This is a genomic window from Candidatus Avedoeria danica (assembly GCA_016703025.1).
Taxonomy (GTDB): domain Bacteria; phylum Chloroflexota; class Anaerolineae; order Epilineales; family Epilineaceae; genus Avedoeria; species Avedoeria danica.
This window is the reverse complement of the sequence record JADJCV010000003.1, coordinates 281653-302726: the sequence shown is the minus strand read 5'-3', so window position 1 is coordinate 302726 and position 21074 is coordinate 281653. Positions and strand designations below refer to the sequence as shown.

16 protein-coding genes are annotated in these 21074 nt (G+C 72.1%); 7 read left to right on the top strand and 9 right to left on the bottom strand.

Features of this window, described 5'->3' with window-relative positions; translation table 11 throughout:
* Positions 1-99: 99 nt before the first annotated feature.
* The 5 genes from IPG72_03065 to IPG72_03045 form a co-directional block, all read right to left on the bottom strand.
* A complete protein-coding gene (locus tag IPG72_03065; GenBank protein MBK6768008.1) occupies positions 100-306 on the bottom strand; it encodes a hypothetical protein in 207 nt (68 codons plus the stop codon).
* A 448-nt stretch (positions 307-754) separates the two neighbouring features.
* Entirely contained in the window at positions 755-2404 is a 1650-nt protein-coding gene (locus tag IPG72_03060; protein MBK6768007.1) for a VCBS repeat-containing protein, read from the bottom strand.
* Between the two features lie 269 nt (positions 2405-2673).
* Complete coding sequence (locus tag IPG72_03055) at positions 2674-5520, bottom strand: hypothetical protein (protein ID MBK6768006.1); 2847 nt, start codon at positions 5518-5520, stop codon at positions 2674-2676.
* Between the two features lie 242 nt (positions 5521-5762).
* Positions 5763-6203, bottom strand: coding sequence for a methylmalonyl-CoA epimerase (gene mce, locus IPG72_03050; protein ID MBK6768005.1), 441 nt, complete (start codon positions 6201-6203; stop codon positions 5763-5765).
* Positions 6204-6263: 60 nt separating this feature from the next.
* Complete coding sequence (locus IPG72_03045) at positions 6264-7985, bottom strand: methylmalonyl-CoA mutase (GenBank protein MBK6768004.1); 1722 nt, start codon at positions 7983-7985, stop codon at positions 6264-6266.
* A 152-nt stretch (positions 7986-8137) separates the two neighbouring features.
* Here IPG72_03045 and IPG72_03040 point away from each other — a divergent pair, with 152 nt between their 5' ends.
* Genes IPG72_03040 through IPG72_03025 form a run of 4 tightly spaced genes read left to right on the top strand, consistent with a single transcriptional unit; the run spans position 8138 to position 12875 of the window.
* Positions 8138-9466, top strand: coding sequence for a hypothetical protein (locus IPG72_03040; GenBank protein ID MBK6768003.1), 1329 nt, complete (start codon positions 8138-8140; stop codon positions 9464-9466).
* Positions 9466-10512, top strand: a complete 1047-nt coding sequence (locus tag IPG72_03035; protein ID MBK6768002.1) for an NAD-dependent epimerase/dehydratase family protein — start codon at positions 9466-9468, stop codon at positions 10510-10512. The genes IPG72_03040 and IPG72_03035 overlap by 1 nt, the downstream gene beginning before the upstream one ends.
* Positions 10509-11465: an MBL fold metallo-hydrolase gene (locus tag IPG72_03030; protein ID MBK6768001.1), complete on the top strand. Its 957-nt coding sequence runs from the start codon at positions 10509-10511 to the stop codon at positions 11463-11465. Before IPG72_03035 ends, IPG72_03030 begins: the two co-directional genes overlap by 4 nt.
* Before the next feature lie 21 nt (positions 11466-11486).
* The gene (locus tag IPG72_03025; GenBank protein ID MBK6768000.1) at positions 11487-12875 is read left to right on the top strand and encodes an adenylate cyclase; all 1389 of its coding nucleotides are present in this window, start codon (positions 11487-11489) and stop codon (positions 12873-12875) included.
* 27 nt (positions 12876-12902) lie between these two features.
* Here IPG72_03025 and IPG72_03020 read toward each other — a convergent pair whose 3' ends face one another.
* Positions 12903-13142: a hypothetical protein gene (locus IPG72_03020; protein ID MBK6767999.1), complete on the bottom strand. Its 240-nt coding sequence runs from the start codon at positions 13140-13142 to the stop codon at positions 12903-12905.
* A 276-nt stretch (positions 13143-13418) separates the two neighbouring features.
* On the opposite strand from IPG72_03020, the gene IPG72_03015 reads away from it, so the two are divergent.
* Both IPG72_03015 and IPG72_03010 read left to right on the top strand, forming a co-directional pair.
* Positions 13419-14453, top strand: a complete 1035-nt coding sequence (locus IPG72_03015) for a hypothetical protein (GenBank protein MBK6767998.1) — start codon at positions 13419-13421, stop codon at positions 14451-14453.
* A 30-nt stretch (positions 14454-14483) separates the two neighbouring features.
* Entirely contained in the window at positions 14484-15518 is a 1035-nt protein-coding gene (locus IPG72_03010; protein MBK6767997.1) for a ketoacyl-ACP synthase III, read from the top strand.
* A gap of 81 nt (positions 15519-15599) precedes the next feature.
* On the opposite strand, the gene IPG72_03005 is transcribed toward IPG72_03010, so the two are convergent.
* The 3 genes from IPG72_03005 to accC form a co-directional block, all read right to left on the bottom strand.
* Positions 15600-16007 carry a reverse transcriptase-like protein gene (locus tag IPG72_03005; GenBank protein ID MBK6767996.1) on the bottom strand — a complete coding sequence of 136 codons (408 nt, stop codon included), beginning with the start codon at positions 16005-16007 and terminating at the stop codon, positions 15600-15602.
* A complete protein-coding gene (locus IPG72_03000; GenBank protein MBK6767995.1) occupies positions 16004-16492 on the bottom strand; it encodes an acetyl-CoA carboxylase biotin carboxyl carrier protein subunit in 489 nt (162 codons plus the stop codon). Before IPG72_03000 ends, IPG72_03005 begins: the two co-directional genes overlap by 4 nt.
* A gap of 343 nt (positions 16493-16835) precedes the next feature.
* Positions 16836-18332, bottom strand: coding sequence for an acetyl-CoA carboxylase biotin carboxylase subunit (gene accC / locus IPG72_02995; GenBank protein ID MBK6767994.1), 1497 nt, complete (start codon positions 18330-18332; stop codon positions 16836-16838).
* A 272-nt stretch (positions 18333-18604) separates the two neighbouring features.
* On the opposite strand from accC, the gene IPG72_02990 reads away from it, so the two are divergent.
* Positions 18605-21073, top strand: a complete 2469-nt coding sequence (locus IPG72_02990) for a hypothetical protein (GenBank protein MBK6767993.1) — start codon at positions 18605-18607, stop codon at positions 21071-21073.
* Position 21074 lies beyond the last annotated feature (1 nt).

Genomic DNA, 21074 nt, shown 5'->3' with positions numbered 1-21074 from the left:
CCGCGGTATGGGCCGGCGTCCTACGGCTGCCGATGCCGTTGGGACGCGGGGTTCGTTCCGAAAAGGGAGGGCGCGCGTTGGCGCCGGGGCTTCGCGTGCTCATGACAGCATCCGCTCCTGCGCCCCGCTCAGGCGCTCGGCGGCTTCGCGGATCAAACCGACCGGCAGGTCCAGCGTGTTGAAGTACACCGTCCGCCCGGTCTGCACGTTGTGCGCGCTGCCCCGCAGGACCAGCTGCTCGCCGTCCGGTTCCGCCCACAGGCGGACCATGAAGCTCTCGTGCCACGGGGTATCGGTCGTCATCATCGCCTTGCTCCTGCCCTGCCAGCTCGGCTGGCGGTTCGTCGTCGGTCGTCGCCGCATTCGGCGTACGTCGGTCCGTCGAGACGGCGTCCGATCCGCGCTGCGCGGTCGTCGCCGTGGCCGTCATGGGGGATTCCCCTGGCGATCTAGTTGCCCTCGAACATGTCCGCGCCTCCCCGGTGCCTGATTGCGGCGACAGACTACCGGGGGGGCGTCAGGCGGGCGTGAGGGCATCGTCAAGGCATCGTCAAGCCCATCCAGGCGCGCTGCGGATCCCAGAGATCACACCCCATCAAAGCGCTCAAGCTCAACCAGCAAGCGCACAAGCCCAACAAGAATTCGCACAACGAGAAAGGCCCCCGCCACGAGGGCGAGGGGCCTTGGGTTCGCGTCGGCCCCGTCTACACGGGGCGCGCTGGAGCGGGACGGGCGTCCCGGGGGGTGCGACGGTTTACCGCCGGAGGAAGGGGCCGTAGATCACGGGATACATCGACTCAACGGCCGAGGCCGGCGAACCGAGCATCACGTCGTCGAGGCCGTCGCCGTTGAAGTCGCCCAACGCCCAAAGCGTGACCGAGGCGTCGCCCCACACCGCGTCCGGCGCGTCCGACGTGACGTCGATCACCTCGTCCGTGTCGCGATTCTGCGCGAACACGTGCAGCGGCTCGGTCGGTGAGATGCTCTCGAACGTCACCCGGCCCGACGGGTCCTTCGTCGATGCGGCCGTCGAGCGCAGGCGCGTGAGCGCGAGGTCGCGGTGGCCGTCGCCGTCGAGGTCCGTCGGCGTCCAGGAGCGGTTCGCCATCGACCCGCCGAGGCCGGCGCCCAGGAAGATCCGGTCCGACCGGTCCTCCAACAGGCGCGCGCTCACGTCGGAACCGCCGAGCCACACGTGCGTCTTGTCCGCCTGGCCGAACCCGATGTCCAGCACGCCGTCCCCGTTCAGGTCGGCCGTGAAGAACGTCGCCAGGTTGTCGAAGATGTTCACGCTCGGGCCGCGCGGGTCCATCTGCAGATAGCCGCCGCCGCGGGGCGGCTCAGGCGGCGTCACCGGGCCGGGGCCTGGCGGCACCGGCGGCGTCGACGGGCTGATCGCGCCGTCGATCGTGATCGTCGCCGGCCAGTTCGTCCGACCTGTGACCAAGCCCAGCTGGTCGGGCATCGGGCCGCCCTCGCAGCGCCGGACGATGATGTCCGGTGCCGCGTCGCCCGTCACGTCCACCACCTCGCCCAGCCCGCCGCGGGCACAGGCGCCAAGACCGGTGATGCGGACGCTCTCCTGGCCGGCGAGCGTCTTGAGTTCGTTCAAGGGCCAATTGCGCCCCAGGAACCCTTTGCCGTCCGGCAGGTCGCCGGGCTGCGCGGTGAAGAAGCCGCGCGGCATGAACTGGACGATCACCTCGCTCTGGTTGCCACCGGCGGTATCCGGCGGAAACACCGTCGCGCCGCCGCGCGGCGTCACGGCTGCGCTCACGGTCGGGTCAACACCGAGGACGATGTCCAGACCGCCGTCGCCGTTCACGTCGACGGCGCGGACCGAGAGCCGGCCCGTCTGCTCGGACGCGCTCTTGAGCGGCACAGTGCGCGACCAGCGGTAGGGCGCACGATTCCGTCCGATCCAGAACTCCGGGTCGAGCTTGCCGTACTCGTCACCGTACGCTTCGAGAATGTTGAAGTCGATCACGTTGACCGACTGCTCATCCTCCTCCAGCTGCAGGTTGACGTCGGGCTTGTGGCTGACGTCGGCGACGATCAGCTCATCCTGGCCATCGCCGTTCATATCGGCCACGTCGACAGCCAGCAGGCTGTTCTCGGGCACGAACATGAGCTTGGTGGCCGGCTGCGGCTGGTTGCCGAACGGGCCGAAGAGAACATGGAGCATCCGCTCGCTGTTCAAGTTCTGCTGGAACACGGCGTCATCGATCCGGTCGCCGTTGAAGTCGCCGATGGCGACCGGGGCGCACTTGGCGCCCTGCAAGCAGAAGTCGATCAGGGCGTCGGGCAGACGACTCACCTTCAGCGCGCGAGCCGACACGGGTGCGGCGGACGCAACGATTCCGGCGGCCGTCAGCGCAAGCACGGTCATCCGAGCCCAGCGCATAGGGTGCCTCCTTTCAGGCATGCCACGGTGGTCCGGGCGCCGTGACCCATCTCCAGCCGGCGCAGCACGATGCTGTGCCGACGCGAACCCCATCTTTGTGGACACTCCGCGCACCAACGGTCCGCACACCAAAGGTCCGCCGGGCTGACCGATGGTCGGGCGCGCAACTGATGATTGCGTACGATCGACACACGTGCAACGTGTCTCCGTCGGCCAGCGTTCAGACCATGACCGCATGGACGACGCGCTGCGGCGCCCGGCATGGCCCGTCACGGGGCGCCCTCGTGGTCGCGCACCAACTCGGCCTTCGGCAGGTAGAGGATCCCGACCGGCGTGGGCCGCGGCGTTGGGCCAAGCGTCGGCCCCGGCGTGGCCGAGGGGCGAGGCGTGGTCGGTGTCGCGGGCGTGCCGCTGGTCGGTGAGGCGCTGGTCGGTGAGGCGCTCGGCGTCGTGGGTACGATCGTCCGCCACGGCACCGGTGGTGGATCGCCGGCCGGATGGCTGGCCGGGTCGGTCGGCGACGTGCCGGCGGACCGTTCGTCGCCGTCGCGCCAGCCGTCGAGGTCGCGGTCGACGGCGCTGCGCGGACCGTCGCCGGGCGGCGTGCAGAGCAGCGTCAGCTCGCGGTCCGGCGCGGCCCGCGCGACAAGGTCGTCGAACGTCGTCGTCGGCTCGGCACCGTCCGGATACCACTGGCCTTGCCAGCTCAGCCAACCGCGCTCTCGCCCGTCCACGCGGGCATGGGCCACGAGATCGCAGTCGCCGGCGGCGGCGCGCTGGAGCACGGTCGTGAGGCGGGGGTTGCCGATCGCTTCGACGGCGCTGCGCAGCGTGAACTGGGCGCCGACGGCGGGGGCCATGCCGGTGTCGAACGCCAGCACGAAGGCCTCGACCTCGCGCTGCCGGGCGGCGATCGCCTCACCGTCGGCGCCGGGGAACGAGAAGACATCGCCTTCCAGGAAGTGGGCCACCGTGTCCACCGCGCCGTCGTGGGTGAAGCCGAAGCCGCTGACCTGATCGCCCGGCACGTCGAACCGGCCGACCTTGTCGTAGATGTTGCGCAGGTGCGGCGCTTTGAAGTCCTGATTCGTGCGGTTGCCCTCGAAGTTCACCCGCTTGTTCGTGCCAAGCGGCATCGTGTGGCAGCCGGCGCAGTTCGTGAGGCCGCTGTCGATCTTGTTGTCGCCCGTGAAGAGATCGAAGCCGGCCTGCTGCTCGGCGGTTCGCGAGCGGTCCAGGTTCTGCAGCGGGTTGGGCGGGTAGTGGATCGTCAGGACGAACGTGGCAAACGCATCCATCTCGGCTTCGCTGATCGGCTCGGCCATGCCGTTCAGGCTCTGGAACGCGGGGCGGAACTTCAGGAAGCTGGCGTGTTCGTTCGTCGGCTGCGGGCCGTCGGCGAATCGGTCGGCCCGCCAGTGCATCGGCCCGGCGCCGGCCATGCCGCGGAACGATTGCGTGACCATCGCGCCCTTCATCGGGTGGAACTTGAAGTTGCGCGGCTTGAGGCGCGCGTCCGGGTGGGTGAGGCCGAACGGCATCGCGTCGACTTTGCCCGTCGGGTCGCCGAGGTCCCAGGCCAGGCTGTCGAGATCGCCGAAGACGTGGCAGCTCGAGCACGCCATGTCGCCGTGCCCGCTCGTGCGCGCGGCGTCGTAGAACAGCGGTCGGCCGGCGCGGATGACCGCCGGCGTCGGGTCGTAGGCCAGCGGCGTCGTGGCGATGACGGTGCGGGTGGCGGTGTCGACGGTGCTGATCGAGAGCGCCAAGTGGTTGAGGACGTACAGGCGTCCGCCGGCGGCATCGAGCGCCAAGCCGCCCGGACCGAAGCCGACCGGGATGCGGGCCACGACGTTGCCGACGGAGTCGAGCACGCCAACCTGCGCCGACTGGAACGCCGCCACGTACGCCGTCCGGCCGTCGGGTGCGAACACGAGGTCGAGCGGCTGGGCGAGCGTCCGCGCCCGCTCCGCGTCCGGTCCGGGCGAGACGCCGTGGTCGATGTGGCCGTTCAAGTTGGCGACGACGGGCGCGGCGCGCGGCGCGAGGCGGGTGATCCGATGCGACCACGTGTCGCCGCGCAGGACGGGCTCGAAGCGGGTGTGGTTGCGGGCGTCGCTGTTCGCCACCCAGACCTCGCCGCTCGTCGGATGCACGGCCATGTTGAACAGCATCGTCCCGACGGTCGACCACGTTTCGAGGACGGTCGGCTGGAGAGCGGCGGCATCCAGCACGAACACGTCCTTGTCCGGCAGGTTGAACGGCACGTTCGCCGTCCAGTCGCCGCCGACATCGTCCACCCAGCTGCTGCCGGTCCGCTTGACCATGAGCCCGGTCGGCGGCGGCGTGGCCAGCACCGTCGTGCTGATGACGGTCGGCAACGGCACGCCGCGCTCGGCGACGGCGTTCTCATGGACGACGCTCGTGCGGTTGCCCGAGGCGAAGACCGCGGCGTACACGCGCGTCCCGTCGGCGCCGGTGGCCAGGGCGCGCGGCTTCTGGCCGAAGAGCTGGACCGTCCGCGGTGCGAGCGTCGGCGCCTTGGCGTCGAAAATCCAGACGCCCGCCCGCCCGGCGCCGGCCTTCGTCAGGTTGGCGCGCCACGCGGCCGCCACGAAGACGCGGTCGTGGTTCGGCCCGGCGATGACGATGTCGCGCGGCTCGTCGCCGACGGCGAGCGTGTGAACCACGCGCGGCGCCGCCGGATCGCGCACGTCGACGACCGAGACGGCGTCGGACAGGTGGTTGACGACCCACGCCTGGTCGCCCCGCAGCGCGATGGCCACCGGCCGAAGGCCGACGACGATCTCGGCGAGCGGATGGAGACCATCCGGGGCGACGCGGAAGACCTCGAGTCGATCGTCGGCGGTGTTCAGGGCAAAGAGGTGGCGCCCGTCCGCGGCGAGGGCGAGCGGCCGGACCGGCTCGGTTTCGAAGTTCGTGTACCCGGCCGATGAAGGCCCGTCGCCCGCGGCGCGCCCGGCGGGCGGCGTTCGCCCGGGCGCGATGAGTGCGAGCGCGAGGCCGACAGCGAGAGCGGCGGCCGCGGCCGATCGACCGGCGCTTGCCGGTGCGGCATCGTTCGTGATCGGTGTGCTGTTCCATGTGCGGCCCACGACGTGCTCACCTCCGTCCGATTCGGTCGGTCAAGGCTATCCGCCAGCCGATCCATCCTGCATTAACACCGGAATCGTCGATTCGTCCGCGCCGCCGGTGGCCGGACGCCGTTGTCGGCGAACCCGCCGACCATGATACCGACAAGCGAAGGACCCAAAACGGTGACGTTTCCGCCGCGCCGCCGCCGATTGCCCAACGCTATCGGCACGCCGTGGCGATGTGTCACCCACTTCGACACCGCTCACGGCCGATTGGATGCGTCGTCGCCCACGGCATCGTACAACTCGACGAGCACGCCGCCCGCTGCGGCCGGGTGGACGAAGATCAGCCGGCGCCCGCTGCTGTTGGTGATGGGCGCCTCGGTGATCAGCCGCACGTTCCGTGCCTTGAGGTGGGCGACGGCCGCATCGAGGTCGTCCACCTCGAGGCAGACGTGGTGCATCCCCGGGCCGCGGCTCCCCAGGAAGCGGGCGATGCCGGACGCCGCGTCCGTCGGCTCGACGAGCTCGATCGCCCCCTCGCCGACCGGGAGGAACGTGACGGCGACGCCCTGGGCCGGCTCGTCGTGGACACCGCCGACGGCAAGGCCGAGGCCGTCGCGCCAGAAGGCGAGGGCGGCGGCGGTGTCGGGAACGACGACGGCGATATGGTGGATGCGGATCGGGTGGTTCGGGCTGATCATGGATGCATCCGTTCGTTGGGGTCGTCATTCCGTTCGGTACGGGCACGGCGCGCCGTGCCCCTACAGGACCACGGCGGGGCGGTGTTCGCCGAAGGTCGCGCGCAACACGTCGCAGATCTCCCCGAGCGTGGCGTACGCCTCGACGCACGCGATGATCGGCGGCATGAGGTTGGCCTCCGACGCGGCGGCGGCGCGGAGCGCGTCGAGGGCGTTGGCGGCGGAGGCACCGTCGCGGCGGGCGCGCAGGGCGGCCAGGTCGGCCGCGCGCTGGCGCTCGACGGCTTCGTCGATCCGGAGCACGGGCGTCTCGAGTTCGGCGTCGTCGACGTAGCGGTTCACGCCGACGATGTCCCGCTCGCCGGCCTCGACCTCGCGCTGGAGGCGGTAGGCGCTGTCGGCGATCTGGGCGGCCGTCCAGCCTGTCTCGATCGCCGCGAGCGCGCCGCCGAAGGCGTCGATGCGCGCGATGAGGGCCTCGGCCTCGGCTTCGAGTTCGTCCGTGAGGCGCTCGACGAGGTAGCTGCCGGCGAGCGGGTCGACGACATCGGCGACGCCGGACTCGGCGGCGAGGATCTGCTGCGTGCGGAGCGCGACCTTGACGGCCTCCTCGGTCGGCAGACCGAGCGCCTCGTCCATCGAGTTCGTGTGCAGGCTCTGCGTGCCGCCGAGAACCGCCGCCAGCGCCTGGATGGCGACGCGGACGACGTTGTTCGTCGGCTGCTGGGCGGTGAGGGCGACGCCCGCGGTCTGGGTGTGGAAGCGGAGCATCATGCTGCGCGGGTCCTTCGCGCCGAAGCGGTCGCGGGCGATGCGGGCCCAGAGGCGCCGCGCGGCGCGGAACTTGGCCACTTCTTCCAGGAGGTTGTTCTGGGCGACGAAGAAGAACGAGAGCTGCGGCATGAAGCGGTCGACATCGAGGCCGGTGCGGCGCGCGGCGTCGACGTACGCGATGGCGTTGGCCAACGTGAAGGCGATCTCCTGCGGGGCGGTGGCGCCGGCCTCGCGGATGTGGTAGCCCGAGATGCTGATCGGGTTCCAGCCCGGCATCTCGTCGGCGCAGAAGCGGAACATGTCCGTGATCAGGCGCAGGCTGGGCGCCGGCGGGTAGATGTACGTCCCGCGGGCGATGTACTCCTTGAGGATGTCGTTCTGGACGGTGCCCTTGAGCGCGGCCATCGGCACGCCCTGCTGCTTGGCGACGGCGACGTAGAGCGCGAGGAGGACGGACGCGGTGGCGTTGATCGTCATCGACGTGCTCACCCGGTCGAGGGGGATGGAGTCGAAGAGGACCTCCATGTCGGCCAGGCTGGCGATCGAAACACCGACCTTGCCGACCTCGCCTGCCGCCATCGCGTGGTCCGGGTCGTAGCCGATCTGCGTCGGCAAGTCGAACGCGACGGAGAGGCCGGTCTGGCCGTGGTCGAGGAGGTAGCGGTAGCGGGCGTTCGACTCGGCGGCCGAGGCGAAGCCGGCGTACTGGCGCATCGTCCATAGCCGGCCGCGATACATGCTGGGGTAGATGCCGCGGGTGAACGGGTAGGTGCCGGGCAGGCCGAGGTCGCGCGCGATGTCGAGGTCGGCGATGTCCGCGGGCGTGTCGATGTCGTCCAACGGCAGGCCGCTGTCCGTGGCGAAGGACGGGCGGCGGAGGCCGGTCTTGGCGACGAAGGGGGCGAGGATGTCGTTGCGCCAGGCGGTGGTTGCGTCATCGGGAGGCGAAACGTGCTCGCCAGTCGTCGTCGGCGTGGCAGCAGCGGGGGCGGATGGGTGCCGTCGGCTCATGCGGCTACTGTACCACTCGGTCGGTGAAAGTGCTGTCTGGTGGGGGTGTTTTGGCCCATCGGGATACGGTTCCGACGGGGAGCAGCGTCGGGGGTGGGGGTGTGACCCGCCACCACACCGGCCTTTGCGTCCGCTCGACTACACTTCGCCCCATGCCCACCGTCCTCCTCCTCGGCGCCCGCGCCCCCGTCGCCTGTGACATCGCCCGCTCGCTGGCCGCCGCCGGCGCGCGCGTGGTGGCCGCCGACGCGTGGCGCTGGCCGCCCGCGCGCTGGTCGCGGGCCGTGGCGCGCACCGTCCGGCTGCCGGCGCCGCGCGCCGGGGCATGGGCGTTCGCGTCGGCGGTGGCGGACCTGGTGCGGACGGAGTGCGCGGACGCCGTGGTGCCGCTGTGTGAGGAGGGCTTCTGGCTGGCCGCCGTGATCGCGGCCCGCCCCGGACTGCTGCCGCCCGGCTGCCGCCTCGTCGCCCCGGCCGCCGATGCCGTCGCGCGGATCCACGACAAAGCTGCGTTCGCCGAGACGGCGCTGCGCCACGGCCTGGCGGTGCCGTCGACGCACCGCCTCGCGTCGGCCGACGAAGTCGAGGCGGTCCTGGCCGACGGTCCGGCGGGGCGCTGGGTCTTCAAGCCGGTCTGGTCGCGCTTCGCCACGGCAGCGCTCATCGGCGCCTCCGCGGACGTCGTACGGCGGCGCGTCCGGCCGACGGCGGCGGCGCCGTGGGTGGCGCAGGCGCGCGTGCACGGTCGCGGCTTGTGCACGTACAGCATCGTGCGCGACGGCGAGGTGATCGCCCACAGCGCTTGTTGGCCCGACATCGTCTACAGCCGGGCCGCGGTCGTGCTCGAGGCGATCGAGCACGCGGCGGCCGAGGCTTGGGTGCGGCGGCTGTGCGGGGCGGAACGGTTGACGGGACAGGTCTCGTTCGATTTCATCGAAGGCGATGTCGATGGCGGCAACAATGGCGACACGACGCTTGGAGAGCTCCGCGACGCATCGGTCGGCCTGTACGCGGTCGAGTGCAATCCGCGGGCGACGAGCGGCGCGAACCTGTGGCAGGGGGATCCGTCCCTCGGCACCGCGATCCTGGCCGCCGCCGGCCTTGCCCCGACACCATCCGACGTCGTTCGACCCGTGATCGGCGCCGTGACGGCCATCAAGTCGGCCGTGTGGTTGGGCCTGCCCGGCTGGTCAGGCGATTCCGACCGTCGCCGAATTGCGTTGACCGCCCTGGCGAGCGGCCGTGACGCGTTCGCCCGCCGCGGCGACGTCCGCCCGGCGATCGCGCAGCCCTTGGCGCTCGTCGAATGCGTCGCTCGCGCCGTGCGCCACGGTATCGGCGTGGCGGACGCGATGACGGTGGACATGCGCTGGGACGGCGAGGCGGTCACCGGCCCAGTCGGCAAGGGCGGCGGCAAGGGCGTCGACGCCGACGAGTGGACGGACGGGCGCGCCGATTTCGACACGGTCGGGGCGGCGTGATGCGCGCCGTCGTCACCGGCGCCACCGGTTTCCTCGGCGGCCACCTGGCACGGCGACTGGCAGCCGACGGCTGGTCCGTCGTCGGGCTCGGGCGCGATCAGGCGGCCGGGGCGGCGCTCGAGGCGGCCGGCGTGCCGTTCATGCGGCACGACCTGGCGATGGACGACGCGCATCGGGCGGGGGCGCCGCTGAACGACATCTGTCGATCGGCCGATGTCGTGTTCCACTGCGCCGCGCTGTCGACCCCGTTCGGCCCGATGGCTGCGTTCCGTGCCGCGAACGTCGTCGGCACGGCCGCCGTCATCGCCGCCTGCCGGGAAGGCCGCGTCGGGCGGCTGGTCCACGTCTCCTCCCCCAGCGTGTGCTTCCGGTGGCGGGACCGCCTGGCCGTGCATGAGGGCGATCCGTTGCCGCGGCCGGCGACGCGGTACGCCGCGAGCAAACACGCGGCCGAGGGGCTGATCGCCGCGGCCGTGGCGGAAGGACTCACCGCGGTCGTGCTGCGGCCGCGTGCGCTCATCGGGCCGGGCGACACCGCGGTCCTGCCGCGGATCGTGGCGGCGCTCGAACGCGGGCGCCTGCCGGTCATCGGCGACGCGCGGGCGGTGGCGGACGTGACGGTGGTGGACAACGCGGTGGATGCGCTCATCGCAGCGGCGACGGCGCCCGAGGGCATCGTGCGGGGTCGGACCTACCACGTCTCGAACGGCGCGCCGGTTCCGATCTGGCCGATGATCGCGCGCCTTGCCGAGGCGCTCGAGCTGCCGCCGCCGCGCGGACACCTGCCGCAGCGCATCGCGTTCGCCATCGGCTGGACGAACGAGATCGCCCACGCCGCGTTGCGGCGGCCCGGCGAGCCGCAGCTGTCGCGGTACGCCGTTGCCGTTCTGTCGACGAGCCAAACGCTGGACATCGGCGCGGCGCGGCGCGACCTCGGCTGGGCGCCGCGGCGGCCGGCCGAGGACGGGTTGGCGCGGTTCGTGGCATGGTGGCGTGCAGGGCGGCCCGCGGACGTCGAGCGGTTCGGAACACACGGCACGCAATGACCGCTCCGCTGCCTTTCGCCCTCGACGTCGCCGGCTACTGCACCCACCCCGGGCGCGTCACCCGGCCCGACGCGTCGTGGCGGCCGCTGCGCTTTCCGGCGCTGTTCGGCGTCATCGAGCACCCGCGCACGGGCATCGTGCTCGTCGACACCGGGTACGCGCCGCGGTTCATGGCGGCGACGGCGCGCTGGCCGGAGATGGGGTATCGCCTCCTGACGCCGGTGACGATGCCGTCGGGCGAGACCGCCGTCGAGCGGCTTGCGGCGCGGGGCATCCGGGCCGATGACGTCCGGACGATCGTCGTGACGCACTTTCACGGCGACCACATCGCCGGGCTGCGCGACTTCCCGCGGGCACGGATCGTCTTCACGGCCTCGGCGTGGGCGGCGGTGGCGGATCTGCGCGGGCTGGCCGCCGTCCGCAAAGCCTACCTCCCGGCGCTCCTGCCCGACGACTTCAGCAGCCGCGCCGATGCGCTGGACGACGTGCGCGCGCTCCGGCCGCTGCCGCCGGAGGTCGCGCCGTTCGGCCGCGGGATCGACATTCTGGGCGACGCGACGCTGTGGGGCGTGCCGCTGCCGGGGCATGCGGCGGGGCAACTGGGCGTGTACTTCGAAGCGGCGTCCGTCGGGCCGACGCTCATCGCCGCCGACGCGGCGTGGCACAGCCGCTCGATCCGGGCGCCGCACGACCTGCATCTGCTGGCCCGGCTGCTCTCGCCCGATCACCGCGCATGGCGGGCGACGTTGGACGCGCTGCACGTGCTGGCGACGGGCGACGCCGTGCGGGTGGTGCCGCTGCATTGCGCGGAGGTGGCGGCGGGGGTGGGGTGGATGGCGCCGGGACCTTCCTCTCCAGACTCCTCGCGATGGTCGCTGCTTCCGCGGCGAGGCCGACGAGGCCCTCTCCCCCCGATCCCCTCCCCCAAGTCTGGGGGAGGGGGAGGATGCTAGGCCGCGGGAAGGGGAAGCGGGTTGACCACGGCTGGGGCGCACTTGCTCGCCACGTACCTGCGTACGCGCTCGTTCGACGCGCGGGTGCGGACGCCGGCCGGCGTCGCGCGGTGGCAGGAGCGGCGGGCGCGGCGGTTCTTGCCGGACGTCGTCGCGGCATCGCCGTTCTATCGATCGCATCTCGCCGGATGGGATGTCGAGAGTTGGCGGTCGTGGCCGATCGTCGACAAGGGCATGCTCATGGCCGAGTTCGACCGATGGACGACATGCGGCGTGCGGCTGGCGGACGCGCTGGCGGTGGCGGAGGACGCCGAGCGGTCGCGTGACTTCGCGCCGCTCCTCGGCGACCTGGCGGTCGGGCTGTCGAGCGGGACGAGCGGGCGGCGGGGGGTGTTCATCGCGAGCGCGCGGGAGCGGGCGGCGTGGGCGGGAGCGGTGTTGGCGCGAACGATGCCGGGCAGCATCCTGGCGCGGCACCGCGTGGCGTTCTTCCTGCGGGCGAACAGCCAGCTCTACGAGGCCGTCGGATCGCGGCGGCTCCGGTTCCGGTTCTTCGATCTGTGCCAACCGTTCGAGACGCACTTGGCGCCGCTGGCCGAGCTCGACCCGACCGTCCTCGTCGGGCCGCCGTCGCTGCTGGCCGCGCTGGCAGACGAGGCGGCCTGCGGGCGACTGCGGATGGCGCCCCACAAGGTCATCAGCGTCGCTGAGACGCTCGAGCCGCCGGACGAGGCCCGCATCGCCGCTGCGTTCGGCGCCCCGGTCCACCAGGTCTATCAGGCCACGGAAGGGTTCCTGGCCGCGACGTGCCGGCGCGGCACGCTGCACGTCAACGAGGACATCGTGGCGATCGAACCGGAGTGGCTGGACGGGACGGCCGCCGACCTCGCGGGGGATCGCGGCACGGCGACGGCGGTCATGCCGGCGGGCGCCCATCCACATCGAGCGTCCGGCACGCACTTCGTGCCGATCGTCACCGACCTCCACCGCGCGACGCAGCCGGTCATCCGCTACCGCCTGGACGACGTCCTCGTCGCCGCGGCGCGCGCCTGCCCGTGCGGTTCGCCGCGGCGGGCGCTGGCGGCGGTCGACGGGCGGCGGGACGATGTGTTCATCGGCGACGGGGCGGCCGGACGGGTGCCCGTGTTTGCCGACGCGCTGCGGCGGGCGTTCGTCGTCGCGGCGCCGGAAGCGGTCGGGTGGCGAGCCGTGCAGACGGCGGCGGGGCGCGTCGAACTGGCGATCGCGCCGCTCGCGGCCGGTGGGCGGGCGGCCGAAGGGCTGCGCGCGGCGTTCATCGATGCCGGGGCGCGGCCGCCGGACGTCGAAGTCAGGCCGCTCGGACCGGAGCGGCCGGGGCCGGACAAGCGGCGGCGGCTGGTGCGGGCGTGGTCCGTCGACGCAGCGTGAAGCGGGCGGCCGCGTCGACGGAATCGCCTACCAGCGACGGTTGCGTCGCTCCGCTTGGCGGTATGCTTGCCAGGCGGAGAAGATGTGAAACGGCCAGCCGAAGAGTCCGGCTGTGCCGATCCAGAAGCCCGGCGTGACGACGAGCCAGAAGATGCCCCACAAGAAGTGACCGGTATAGAACTGGCCGATGCCGGGGATGACGAGCGAGAGGACGGCGGCGGTGCCGGGGTTGCGGGCTTCGGGATGGGCGAGGGGGTCTGTGGACATGAGAGGCTCCTGATGGGCGCCTCGGGTAGGCGCGACAGGGTATACGGTGGCCGGGGCGTGTTGGTTGCGACGGGCCGCCTAAGGCCCTCTCCCCCCGACCCCCTCCCCCAAGTTTGGGGGAGGGGGAGGATCACGGGTTGAAGGAGGATGGCAACGGAGGGCGCCCACGTGGTCGTGCATTCGCCGGGTGACGCCGACATCGATTGGCCGTTGGGAGAAGAAGGGGCAGCCGCGCGTCGGTGGCTTGGCCCGCTGATTGTTGGCGGCCCGGGCGCGATGATGACGAATGCACCATGCGACATCGGCGTCGTGCGCACGGGCGACGTCGTGCTGCCGTACACGGTCACGCGGGCGGGCGCAGTGGACACGGACGACGAGGCGAGCTTCGTGGCTTCACTCTTCGCCCACTACGTCGTGTATCCGCGGGCCGAGGCGGAGCGGATGGCGGGGGCGGCGGCAGGCGCGGTCGTCGGGGGGCTCCTGCGGGCGCTGGCGCCGGTGGCGAGGCGAGCGGGGCTCGACCGCGCCGTCCTCGTGAACAACTGGCTGGTGTCGACGAACCTCTACCCGCCGGGCGTCGCCGACGTTGCCCCCGCCGTAACACGCGCCCTCGTCGACGCCTTCCCCGATCGCCCCATCGTATGGCGGTCCGTCGATGCGCGCGGGAATCCTGCGCTCGTGGCGGCGCTCGACGGGGCCGGGTGCCGGCGGGTGTTCGCGCGCCAGGTCTGGTACCAGGATCCGGCCACGGTATTGCGACGGAAGCAGACCAGGGCCGATCGATCGCTGCTGCGCCGCTCGCCGTACCGTCTGGTCGACGGCGCCGATCTCGCGGAGCGCGACGTGCCGCGGCTGGCGGCGCTCTATCGCCGGCTCTACCTGGAGAAGTACCCGCGCCAGAACCCGCAGCTGACCGACGCCTTCATCGCCGGCGCGCTCGCCGACGGCCGGCTGCGGTTCCGGGCCTTCGCGGCGCCGGGCGGCCGGATCGACGCCGTGCTGGGCAGCTTCGCGCGCGGCGGGTTCGTCACGCAGCCGCTGTTCGGCTACGACACGTCGTTGCCGGCCGAGGCGGCGCTCTATCGGCTGCTCAGCGTGCAGGCGATCCTCGACGCGGCCGAGGCGGGATGGACGGTGCATGCGTCGGCCGGCGTCGGGGCGTTCAAGCGGGTGCGCGGCGGCGAGCCGGCGGTGGAGTGGCACGCGGCGGCGACGGCGCATCTGGCGCCGGATGCGCGGCGGGCGTGGGCGGTGCTCGGCTTCATCGCCAACCGCGCCGTCGCGCCCATTGTCGTGCGGCGGGGCCTGTGACGGGACTGCCCGGGTATACCATCGACGCCGATGTCCGATCATGAACGCCGTCCCGCGCCCCCTTCGCTTCCCGTCCGCATCGCCGGCCTCGGCGCCCATCTGCCGCAGCGCATCGTGTCCAGCGCCGAGATCGAGGCGCGTTGCGGGCTGCCGGCGGGGTGGGCGGTGCGGTACAACGGCGTGCGCGAGCGACGCTGGGCGGCGCCGGGCGACACGAACTCGCACTACGCCGCGACAGCGGTTCGGGCCGCCGTCGCCGACGCCGGGATGGCGCTTGCCGACATCGACCTGCTCGTCTTCGCCTCGGGCACGCCCGAGCAGGCGATCCCGGACGGCGCCCCGCTGACGCTGCGGGCGCTCGGCCTCGGCGGCATCGGCGTGGCGGGTTTCAGCGTCCACGCGACGTGCCTGAGCTTCCTGGCGGCGCTCGACACCGTCGCCGCCCTCATCGCCGCCGGTCGGTACCGGACGGCGGTGATCGTCTCGGCGGAGATCGCATCGATCGGGATCAACTTCGACCAGCCCGAGAGCGCGACGCTGTTGGGCGACGGCGCGGCGGCGGCCGTCGTCGTGCCGGCGGGCGGTGCGGCGTCACACGGCACGGCATCGCGCATCGAGGCGGCGCGGTTCGAGGCGTACGGCGACGGCGCGGCGCTGACCGAGGTGCGCGGCGGCGGGACGCGGCGGCACTCGACGAACCCCGCGACGGTGCCCGCGGACAACCTGTTTCACATGGAGGGATCCGCGCTGCTGCGCCTCGTCCGCCGCCACGGCCCCGGCTTCCTCGAGCGCCTCCGTCCCGGCCTGTCGAGCGGCCTCGGCGACATCGATGTCGTCATCCCCCACCAAGCCAGCCTGGCCGGCCTGCGCCTGCTCGGCCGCTTCGGCTGGCCGGCCGATTCCGTCGTCACGACGCTGGAGCGCTACGGCAACTGCGTCGCGGCGTCGCTGCCGCTCACGCTGTGCGAGGCGGTGGCGACCGGGCGGCTGCGGCGGGGGGAGCGGGCGCTGCTGGTCGGGACGGGGGCGGGGGTGTCGATGGGGGGGATGGTGGTCGTTTATTGATCGGCAACGGCGGGGCTAGGCTTCGCATCGCGGCCCGGTGAACGCAGTCCGTCGTTTGCTGCGTCGACGCCGTCCGCGCCGTCAGTGCCCGAGCAACGCCACCGACTTGTCCCGCCGCTGCCACGTCAGCTTCACCCCCCCGAACCGCGCCAGCTGCACCGCCGCCGCATCGCGGTAGGGGCGAATGCTGGGCGTGCGGACCTTCCAGGCGCCCTCGAGCTGGCGGATGACGAGCTGGCTGTCGCCGAAGACCTCGACGGCGATGCGGCCCGGGTCGGCGGCGCGCTCGGCCAGGCGGGCGAGGGCGGCGGTGAGGGTCTGGTACTCGGCCTCGTTGTTCGTCACCCGGTCGCCGTATTCGAGTCGCACCGCCGGCTCCCAGTCGGCGCCGGGGGGGCGGAGGCGGAACGAGCCGTAGCCGCGGCCGGGGTTGCCGAGGCTGCCGCCGTCGAAGACGAGCTGCCAGCGCTCGAGGGTGGGGGTCGTCATCGAGTGGGCGCGGGCGGGGCGGTGGCGGTCGAAGGTTCGGCGCTCGACTCAGCGTTCGTGGAGGGGGCGTCCGATTCGGCCTCGGGCGGGGCGACGATGATGAGGACGTCGTCCATGTTCACGGTCTGCCCGGGGGCGATGTTCACCTGCTTCACCGTGCCGGCGGCCGGGCTGCGCAGCTCGTTCTCCATCTTCATCGCCTCGAGGATCGCCACCGGTTGGTCGGCGGCGACGGGCTCGCCTGCGGCGACGAGGACCTTGACGACGAGGCCGGGCATGGGCGCCTTGATCACCGCGCCGCCGTGCTCCTCGTGGGCGCGGCGGCTCATCGCGATCAGCTCCTTGAGGTGCGCGTCGCCGACGTCGACGACGTAGCGGTCGCCCTCGATGATGACGGTGTACAGCCCCTCGCGCCGCTCGACGTGCAGGTCATAGGAGACGCCGTCGACAAGGAGGGAGTACAGGTTCTCGCCGTCGATCGACATGAGATCGACGGCCACGCCGACGCCGTCGACGACGATCTCGCCGGGGCGGTCGACGTCGAGCGTGAAGTCGCGGTGGTCGACGGTGGCTTTGTATTTCATCGGGGGGTCCTGGTCGTCGGGGGATGGGCACGGCATGCCGTGCCCCTACACGGGCGTGCTGTCGTGAGGCGGTCCGAACCGCAACCCGAGGGCGCGGGAACGGCATGCGGCGCAGGTGGGTGATCCACCTGTCGCCGAACGGATGACTTCGGCCATTGCCCACACGGTTCGTGTAGGGGCACGGCATGCCGTGCCCTCCCCGCAGGCCGCCGCCACGCGCCCGGAATCGTTGAACCCGTCCCCTTCACGACGACACCCGCATGCCTTGCCTGCGCCCGAACCGCTTCCACTCGCTGTCGCCGACCGGCGCCAGGCGGTTGATGGCGTCCGAGCGGTGCTGGTGGGCCAGGAGCGTGGCGGTGATCGCGGCGACGCGGTCGAAGTCGCGGCCCTCGACGTGCGTCATCGTAAAGTGGTGTTCGAGGTAGCTCGTGTCGTAGGCGCCGCTGATGAACTGGGTCATGTCCATCAGGCGCTGGTGGAGCGGGATCGTCGTGCGGATCCCGGCGATCCGGTACTCGGCCAGCGCCCGGCGCATGCGCAGGATCGCGTCCGGGCGGTTCTGGCCGCGGACGATGAGCTTGGCGACCATCGGATCGTAGTAGAGCGAGACCTCGTAGCCCTCGAACAGCGCGCTGTCGACGCGGACGCCGGGGCCGCTGGGTTCCTGGAGCGACGTCACGCGGCCGGTGGACGGCAGGAAGTTGTTGAACGGGTCCTCGGCGTTGATCCGGCACTCGATCGCGTGGCCGGTCCAGCGGACCTCGTGCTGCGCCAGGCGCAACTTGCGGCCGAGGGCGATGCGGAGCATGTGCTTGACGATGTCGACGCCCGTCACGACCTCGGTCACGGGGTGCTCGACCTGGAGGCGGGTGTTCATCTCCAGGAAGTAGAAGTCCTCGCCGTTCTCGTCCAGCAGGAACTCGCACGTCCCGGCGCTGTAGTAGCCCACCGCCTTCGCCGCCGACACCGCCGCTTCGCCCATCCGCTCCCGCAGCTCGGGCGTCACCGCCGGCGACGGGCACTCCTCGAGCACCTTCTGGTGCCGCCGCTGCATCGAGCACTCGCGCTCGCCGAGGTGGATGACGTGGCCGTGCTGATCGCCCAGCACCTGGATCTCGACGTGCCGGGCGCCCTCGACGAGCTTCTCGAGGTAGACGGTGTCGTCGCCGAACGCCTTGGCGGACTCCCGCCGTGCCGCGGCCAGCGCGTCCGCCAGGTCCTCGGCGCGGTCCACGCGGCGCATCCCCTTGCCGCCGCCGCCGGCCGAGGCCTTGATGAGCACCGGAAAGCCGATTCCGGGCGCTTGCGCGAGCACTTGGTCGTCCGTCAGCCCCTCGGCCGTACCCGGGACGACCGGCACCCCGGCGGCGATCATCGCCTGCCGCGAGCGCACCTTGTCGCCCATCGCGTAGATCGCGGCGGGCGGCGGGCCGACGAAGCGCAGCCCCGCGTCGATGACCGCTTGGGCGAACGCTTGGTTCTCGGCCAGGAAGCCGTAGCCGGGGTGGACGAGCGTCGCGCCCGAGCGGCGCGCGACGTCGAGGATGCGGTCGGTTCGCAGGTAGCTCTCCGCGGCGGGCGATGGGCCGATGTTGAAAGCTTCGTCCGCCAGTCGGACGTGCAGCGCCGCACGGTCGCCGTCGCTGTACACGGCGACGGTGGCATAGCCCAGCTCCTGGGCGGCGCGTATGATCCGCACGGCGATCTCGCCGCGGTTGGCGATGAGGACCTTTTGCATGGGCGGGGTGGCCTGGGGTTGGCAGGTGGGTGCGGGTGAATGGGGCGGCGGGGGAGTCTATCGTTCGAGGGGGCGGGGGGCAAGGGCGCAGGACACGTTGCGAGCACGATCATGGCGTGGATCCCCGCCTAAGGCCCTCACCCCCCGACCCCCTTCCCCCAAGTCTGGGGGAGGGGGAGGATGCGAACGCGTGGGGTCAGCCGGTAGGGAAATCCCTACCCGAACGCCATCAGTACCATACTACCCTGTAGTCGACACCAGGAGGTTTCCCCATGCGATCCAAGTTAACCTCTAGCGCGCTGCCGTTCCTCGCGTCCGCCATGTTCATCGCGACCTCCGCCGGCTCGCTGCGGTCGACGTCGGCCGCTCCTGCGCCCAACGCGATGTCCGTCGACGTCTCTCCTGCCGTGACCGTCGCCGCTGATCGCCTGCCGCCGCTGATCTTCAGCCGCGCGGCCGCGCCGGGCAGCCCCGTGCTCACCGCCCTCGGTCGCACCGCGCGCATCGACTTCCATGCCGGCGGGGCGACGATCCTGCAGCCGGAGCCGCATGCGGCGCGCGCGGCCGTGAGCGGCCCGCGTCTGTCCGGCATGCCGGTGCGTTACGACGCCGCCGGCAACCTCGTCGCCGCGCCGTGGCCGGCCGACGAACGGCCGGACTGGCGGCGCGTCGAGGTGACGTTCGTCGGCGCGGCACACGATGCCCTGCCAGTCGGCGAGGGGCGAACGCCGACGATCGTCCACATCTTCAAAGGCCCCGAGGCGGCGTGGCAGCGCAACCGACCGACGTACGACGCCGTGCGCTATCCGTCCGCGTGGCCGGGCGTCAACATCGTGTTCGACGTGGCGGGCGACGGGCTGGCGATGCGGGTCGAGGCGGCCCCAGGGGCGGACACGTCGGCCGTGGCGCTGACAGTGGGGTGCGATGGGCCGTGTCCGACGGGGGCACGGGGGCTGGCGGCGGTGGCCCCGGCTGCCGCGGCAGATCGTCCGGCGGTCGTGCGGTGGGCCGGCGACGGCGTTGGGTTCGCGGTCGACGCCGACCCGGCGGGCGGTGCGGACGCGCCGCGTGGCCGCGACGGCACGACCCTCGCCGCACAGTCCACCTCCGCCGCCATCCTCTACGCCGGCTTCTGGGGCTTCCCGGGCGACGACCGCGGCCTCGGGATCGCGGTCGGCACGGATGGGGCGGCGTACTTCACGGGCCACACGTTCGCGGAGTCCGAGACCGACGTCGACGCCTACATGATCAAGGTCCGGCCCGACGGCACGGCGCTGGACTACGTGACGATCCTCGGGGGCGACGGCGCCGACCTGTCGTTCGACGTGGCGGTGGACGGGGCGGGCTACGCGTACTTCGGCGGCGTGACGAACAGCAAGGACGACACGCGGCCCACGAAGGGCGGTCCCGACGTGACCGCCAACGGCAACTCGGACGCGTTGGTGGGCAAGCTCGATCCGGCCGGCGACATCGTCTTCTGCGGCTCGTTCGGGGGCAGCTTGTACGACATGGCCGAGGGCGTCGCGATCGACGGCGAAGGGCACATGTTCGTCACCGGGATGACGCTCTCGACTTCGTTCTCCTTTCCGCTGAAGGTCGGGCCGGACCTGACGTTCAACGGCGGCGCCGATGCCTTCATCGCCAAGCTCGTCGTCGACCCGACGGCGCCGAACGTGTTGGACAACGTGATCTACTCCGGCTACATCGGCGGAGCGCTGCACGACGCCTACATCTACAACCGGCCGGACGGCCAGTACGTGTCGAGCGGCCAGATGGCGGTCGATGCTGCCGGTGCCGCCTACATCAGCGGCCAGACGCAGTCCAACGAGCGTTCCTTCCCCGACGGCGACGGCTTCGGCGACGTGCCGGGCGCGGACCAGACATACGCCGGGATGTGGGATGCCTGGATCGCCAAGGTGCGGCCCGACGGCATCGGGCTGGGATACGCGACGTTCTTCGGCGGCGCGAACGAGGACCTGGCGTTCGGCATGGACGTCGACGCGACAGGCGCGGCGTACTTCGCGGCGTGGACGGACTCCGCCGAGGACACGCTGCACCCCGTGGTCGGGCCCGACCTGACGTTCAACGGCAACGCCGACGGCATGGCCGGCAAGCTCACGCCCGACGGCCGCGCCTTCGCCTACCTCGGGTACATCGGCGGTGCGGAGATGGATGCCGGTATCGGCGCCAAGGTGGACGCGCACGGCCGGCTGGCGGTCATCGGCTACGCCGGCTCCGACCAGACGACGTTTCCGGTCGTCGGCGGCCCGGACGCGACGTTCAACGGGACGGATCCCGAGGTGGGCGATGCGTTCGTCACGATCGTCGCGTCCGACCCTTCGTCCGCGGACGTCGGTGAGAATCTCGTGCTTTCGGGCTACATCGGCGGCGCGCTGTGGGACGAGGCATTCTGGCTCGCCTTCGGACGGGACGGGTCGCTGTACGTCGTCGGCGACACGAACAGCGGACCTGATACGTTCCCGGACGGGGGCGGGCTGGCGGGGCGCACGAGCCCGCACGCGGAAGTGGCGGGGGGGTCGGATGCGTTCGTCGTGAAGATCGCGGTGCCGCTGCCCGGGGCGGGAGTCGGGACGCCCGGTCCGGTGGCGTCGGCGACGGGGGCGCCGACGGCGGAGGCGACGGGGGCGCCTACCGCGGCGGCGACGGCGGTCGCGACGCGGGGAAGGCGTTCCTGCCGTGGGCGAATCGCCCGTAACGGCATCGCCACCGCCGTGGGTTGAC

Coding starts and splice junctions, on each gene's coding strand:
- IPG72_03065 (MBK6768008.1), bottom strand. CDS start 306: ATGATGACGACCGATACCCCGTGGCACGAGAGCTTCATGGTCCGCCTG.
- IPG72_03060 (MBK6768007.1), bottom strand. CDS start 2,404: ATGCGCTGGGCTCGGATGACCGTGCTTGCGCTGACGGCCGCCGGAATC.
- mce (MBK6768005.1), bottom strand. CDS start 6,203: ATGATCAGCCCGAACCACCCGATCCGCATCCACCATATCGCCGTCGTC.
- IPG72_03045 (MBK6768004.1), bottom strand. CDS start 7,985: ATGAGCCGACGGCACCCATCCGCCCCCGCTGCTGCCACGCCGACGACG.
- IPG72_03040 (MBK6768003.1), top strand. CDS start 8,138: ATGCCCACCGTCCTCCTCCTCGGCGCCCGCGCCCCCGTCGCCTGTGAC.
- IPG72_03035 (MBK6768002.1), top strand. CDS start 9,466: ATGCGCGCCGTCGTCACCGGCGCCACCGGTTTCCTCGGCGGCCACCTG.
- IPG72_03030 (MBK6768001.1), top strand. CDS start 10,509: ATGACCGCTCCGCTGCCTTTCGCCCTCGACGTCGCCGGCTACTGCACC.
- IPG72_03020 (MBK6767999.1), bottom strand. CDS start 13,142: ATGTCCACAGACCCCCTCGCCCATCCCGAAGCCCGCAACCCCGGCACC.
- IPG72_03015 (MBK6767998.1), top strand. CDS start 13,419: ATGATGACGAATGCACCATGCGACATCGGCGTCGTGCGCACGGGCGAC.
- IPG72_03010 (MBK6767997.1), top strand. CDS start 14,484: ATGTCCGATCATGAACGCCGTCCCGCGCCCCCTTCGCTTCCCGTCCGC.
- IPG72_03005 (MBK6767996.1), bottom strand. CDS start 16,007: ATGACGACCCCCACCCTCGAGCGCTGGCAGCTCGTCTTCGACGGCGGC.
- IPG72_03000 (MBK6767995.1), bottom strand. CDS start 16,492: ATGTCGATCGACGGCGAGAACCTGTACTCCCTCCTTGTCGACGGCGTC.
- accC (MBK6767994.1), bottom strand. CDS start 18,332: ATGCAAAAGGTCCTCATCGCCAACCGCGGCGAGATCGCCGTGCGGATC.
- IPG72_02990 (MBK6767993.1), top strand. CDS start 18,605: ATGCGATCCAAGTTAACCTCTAGCGCGCTGCCGTTCCTCGCGTCCGCC.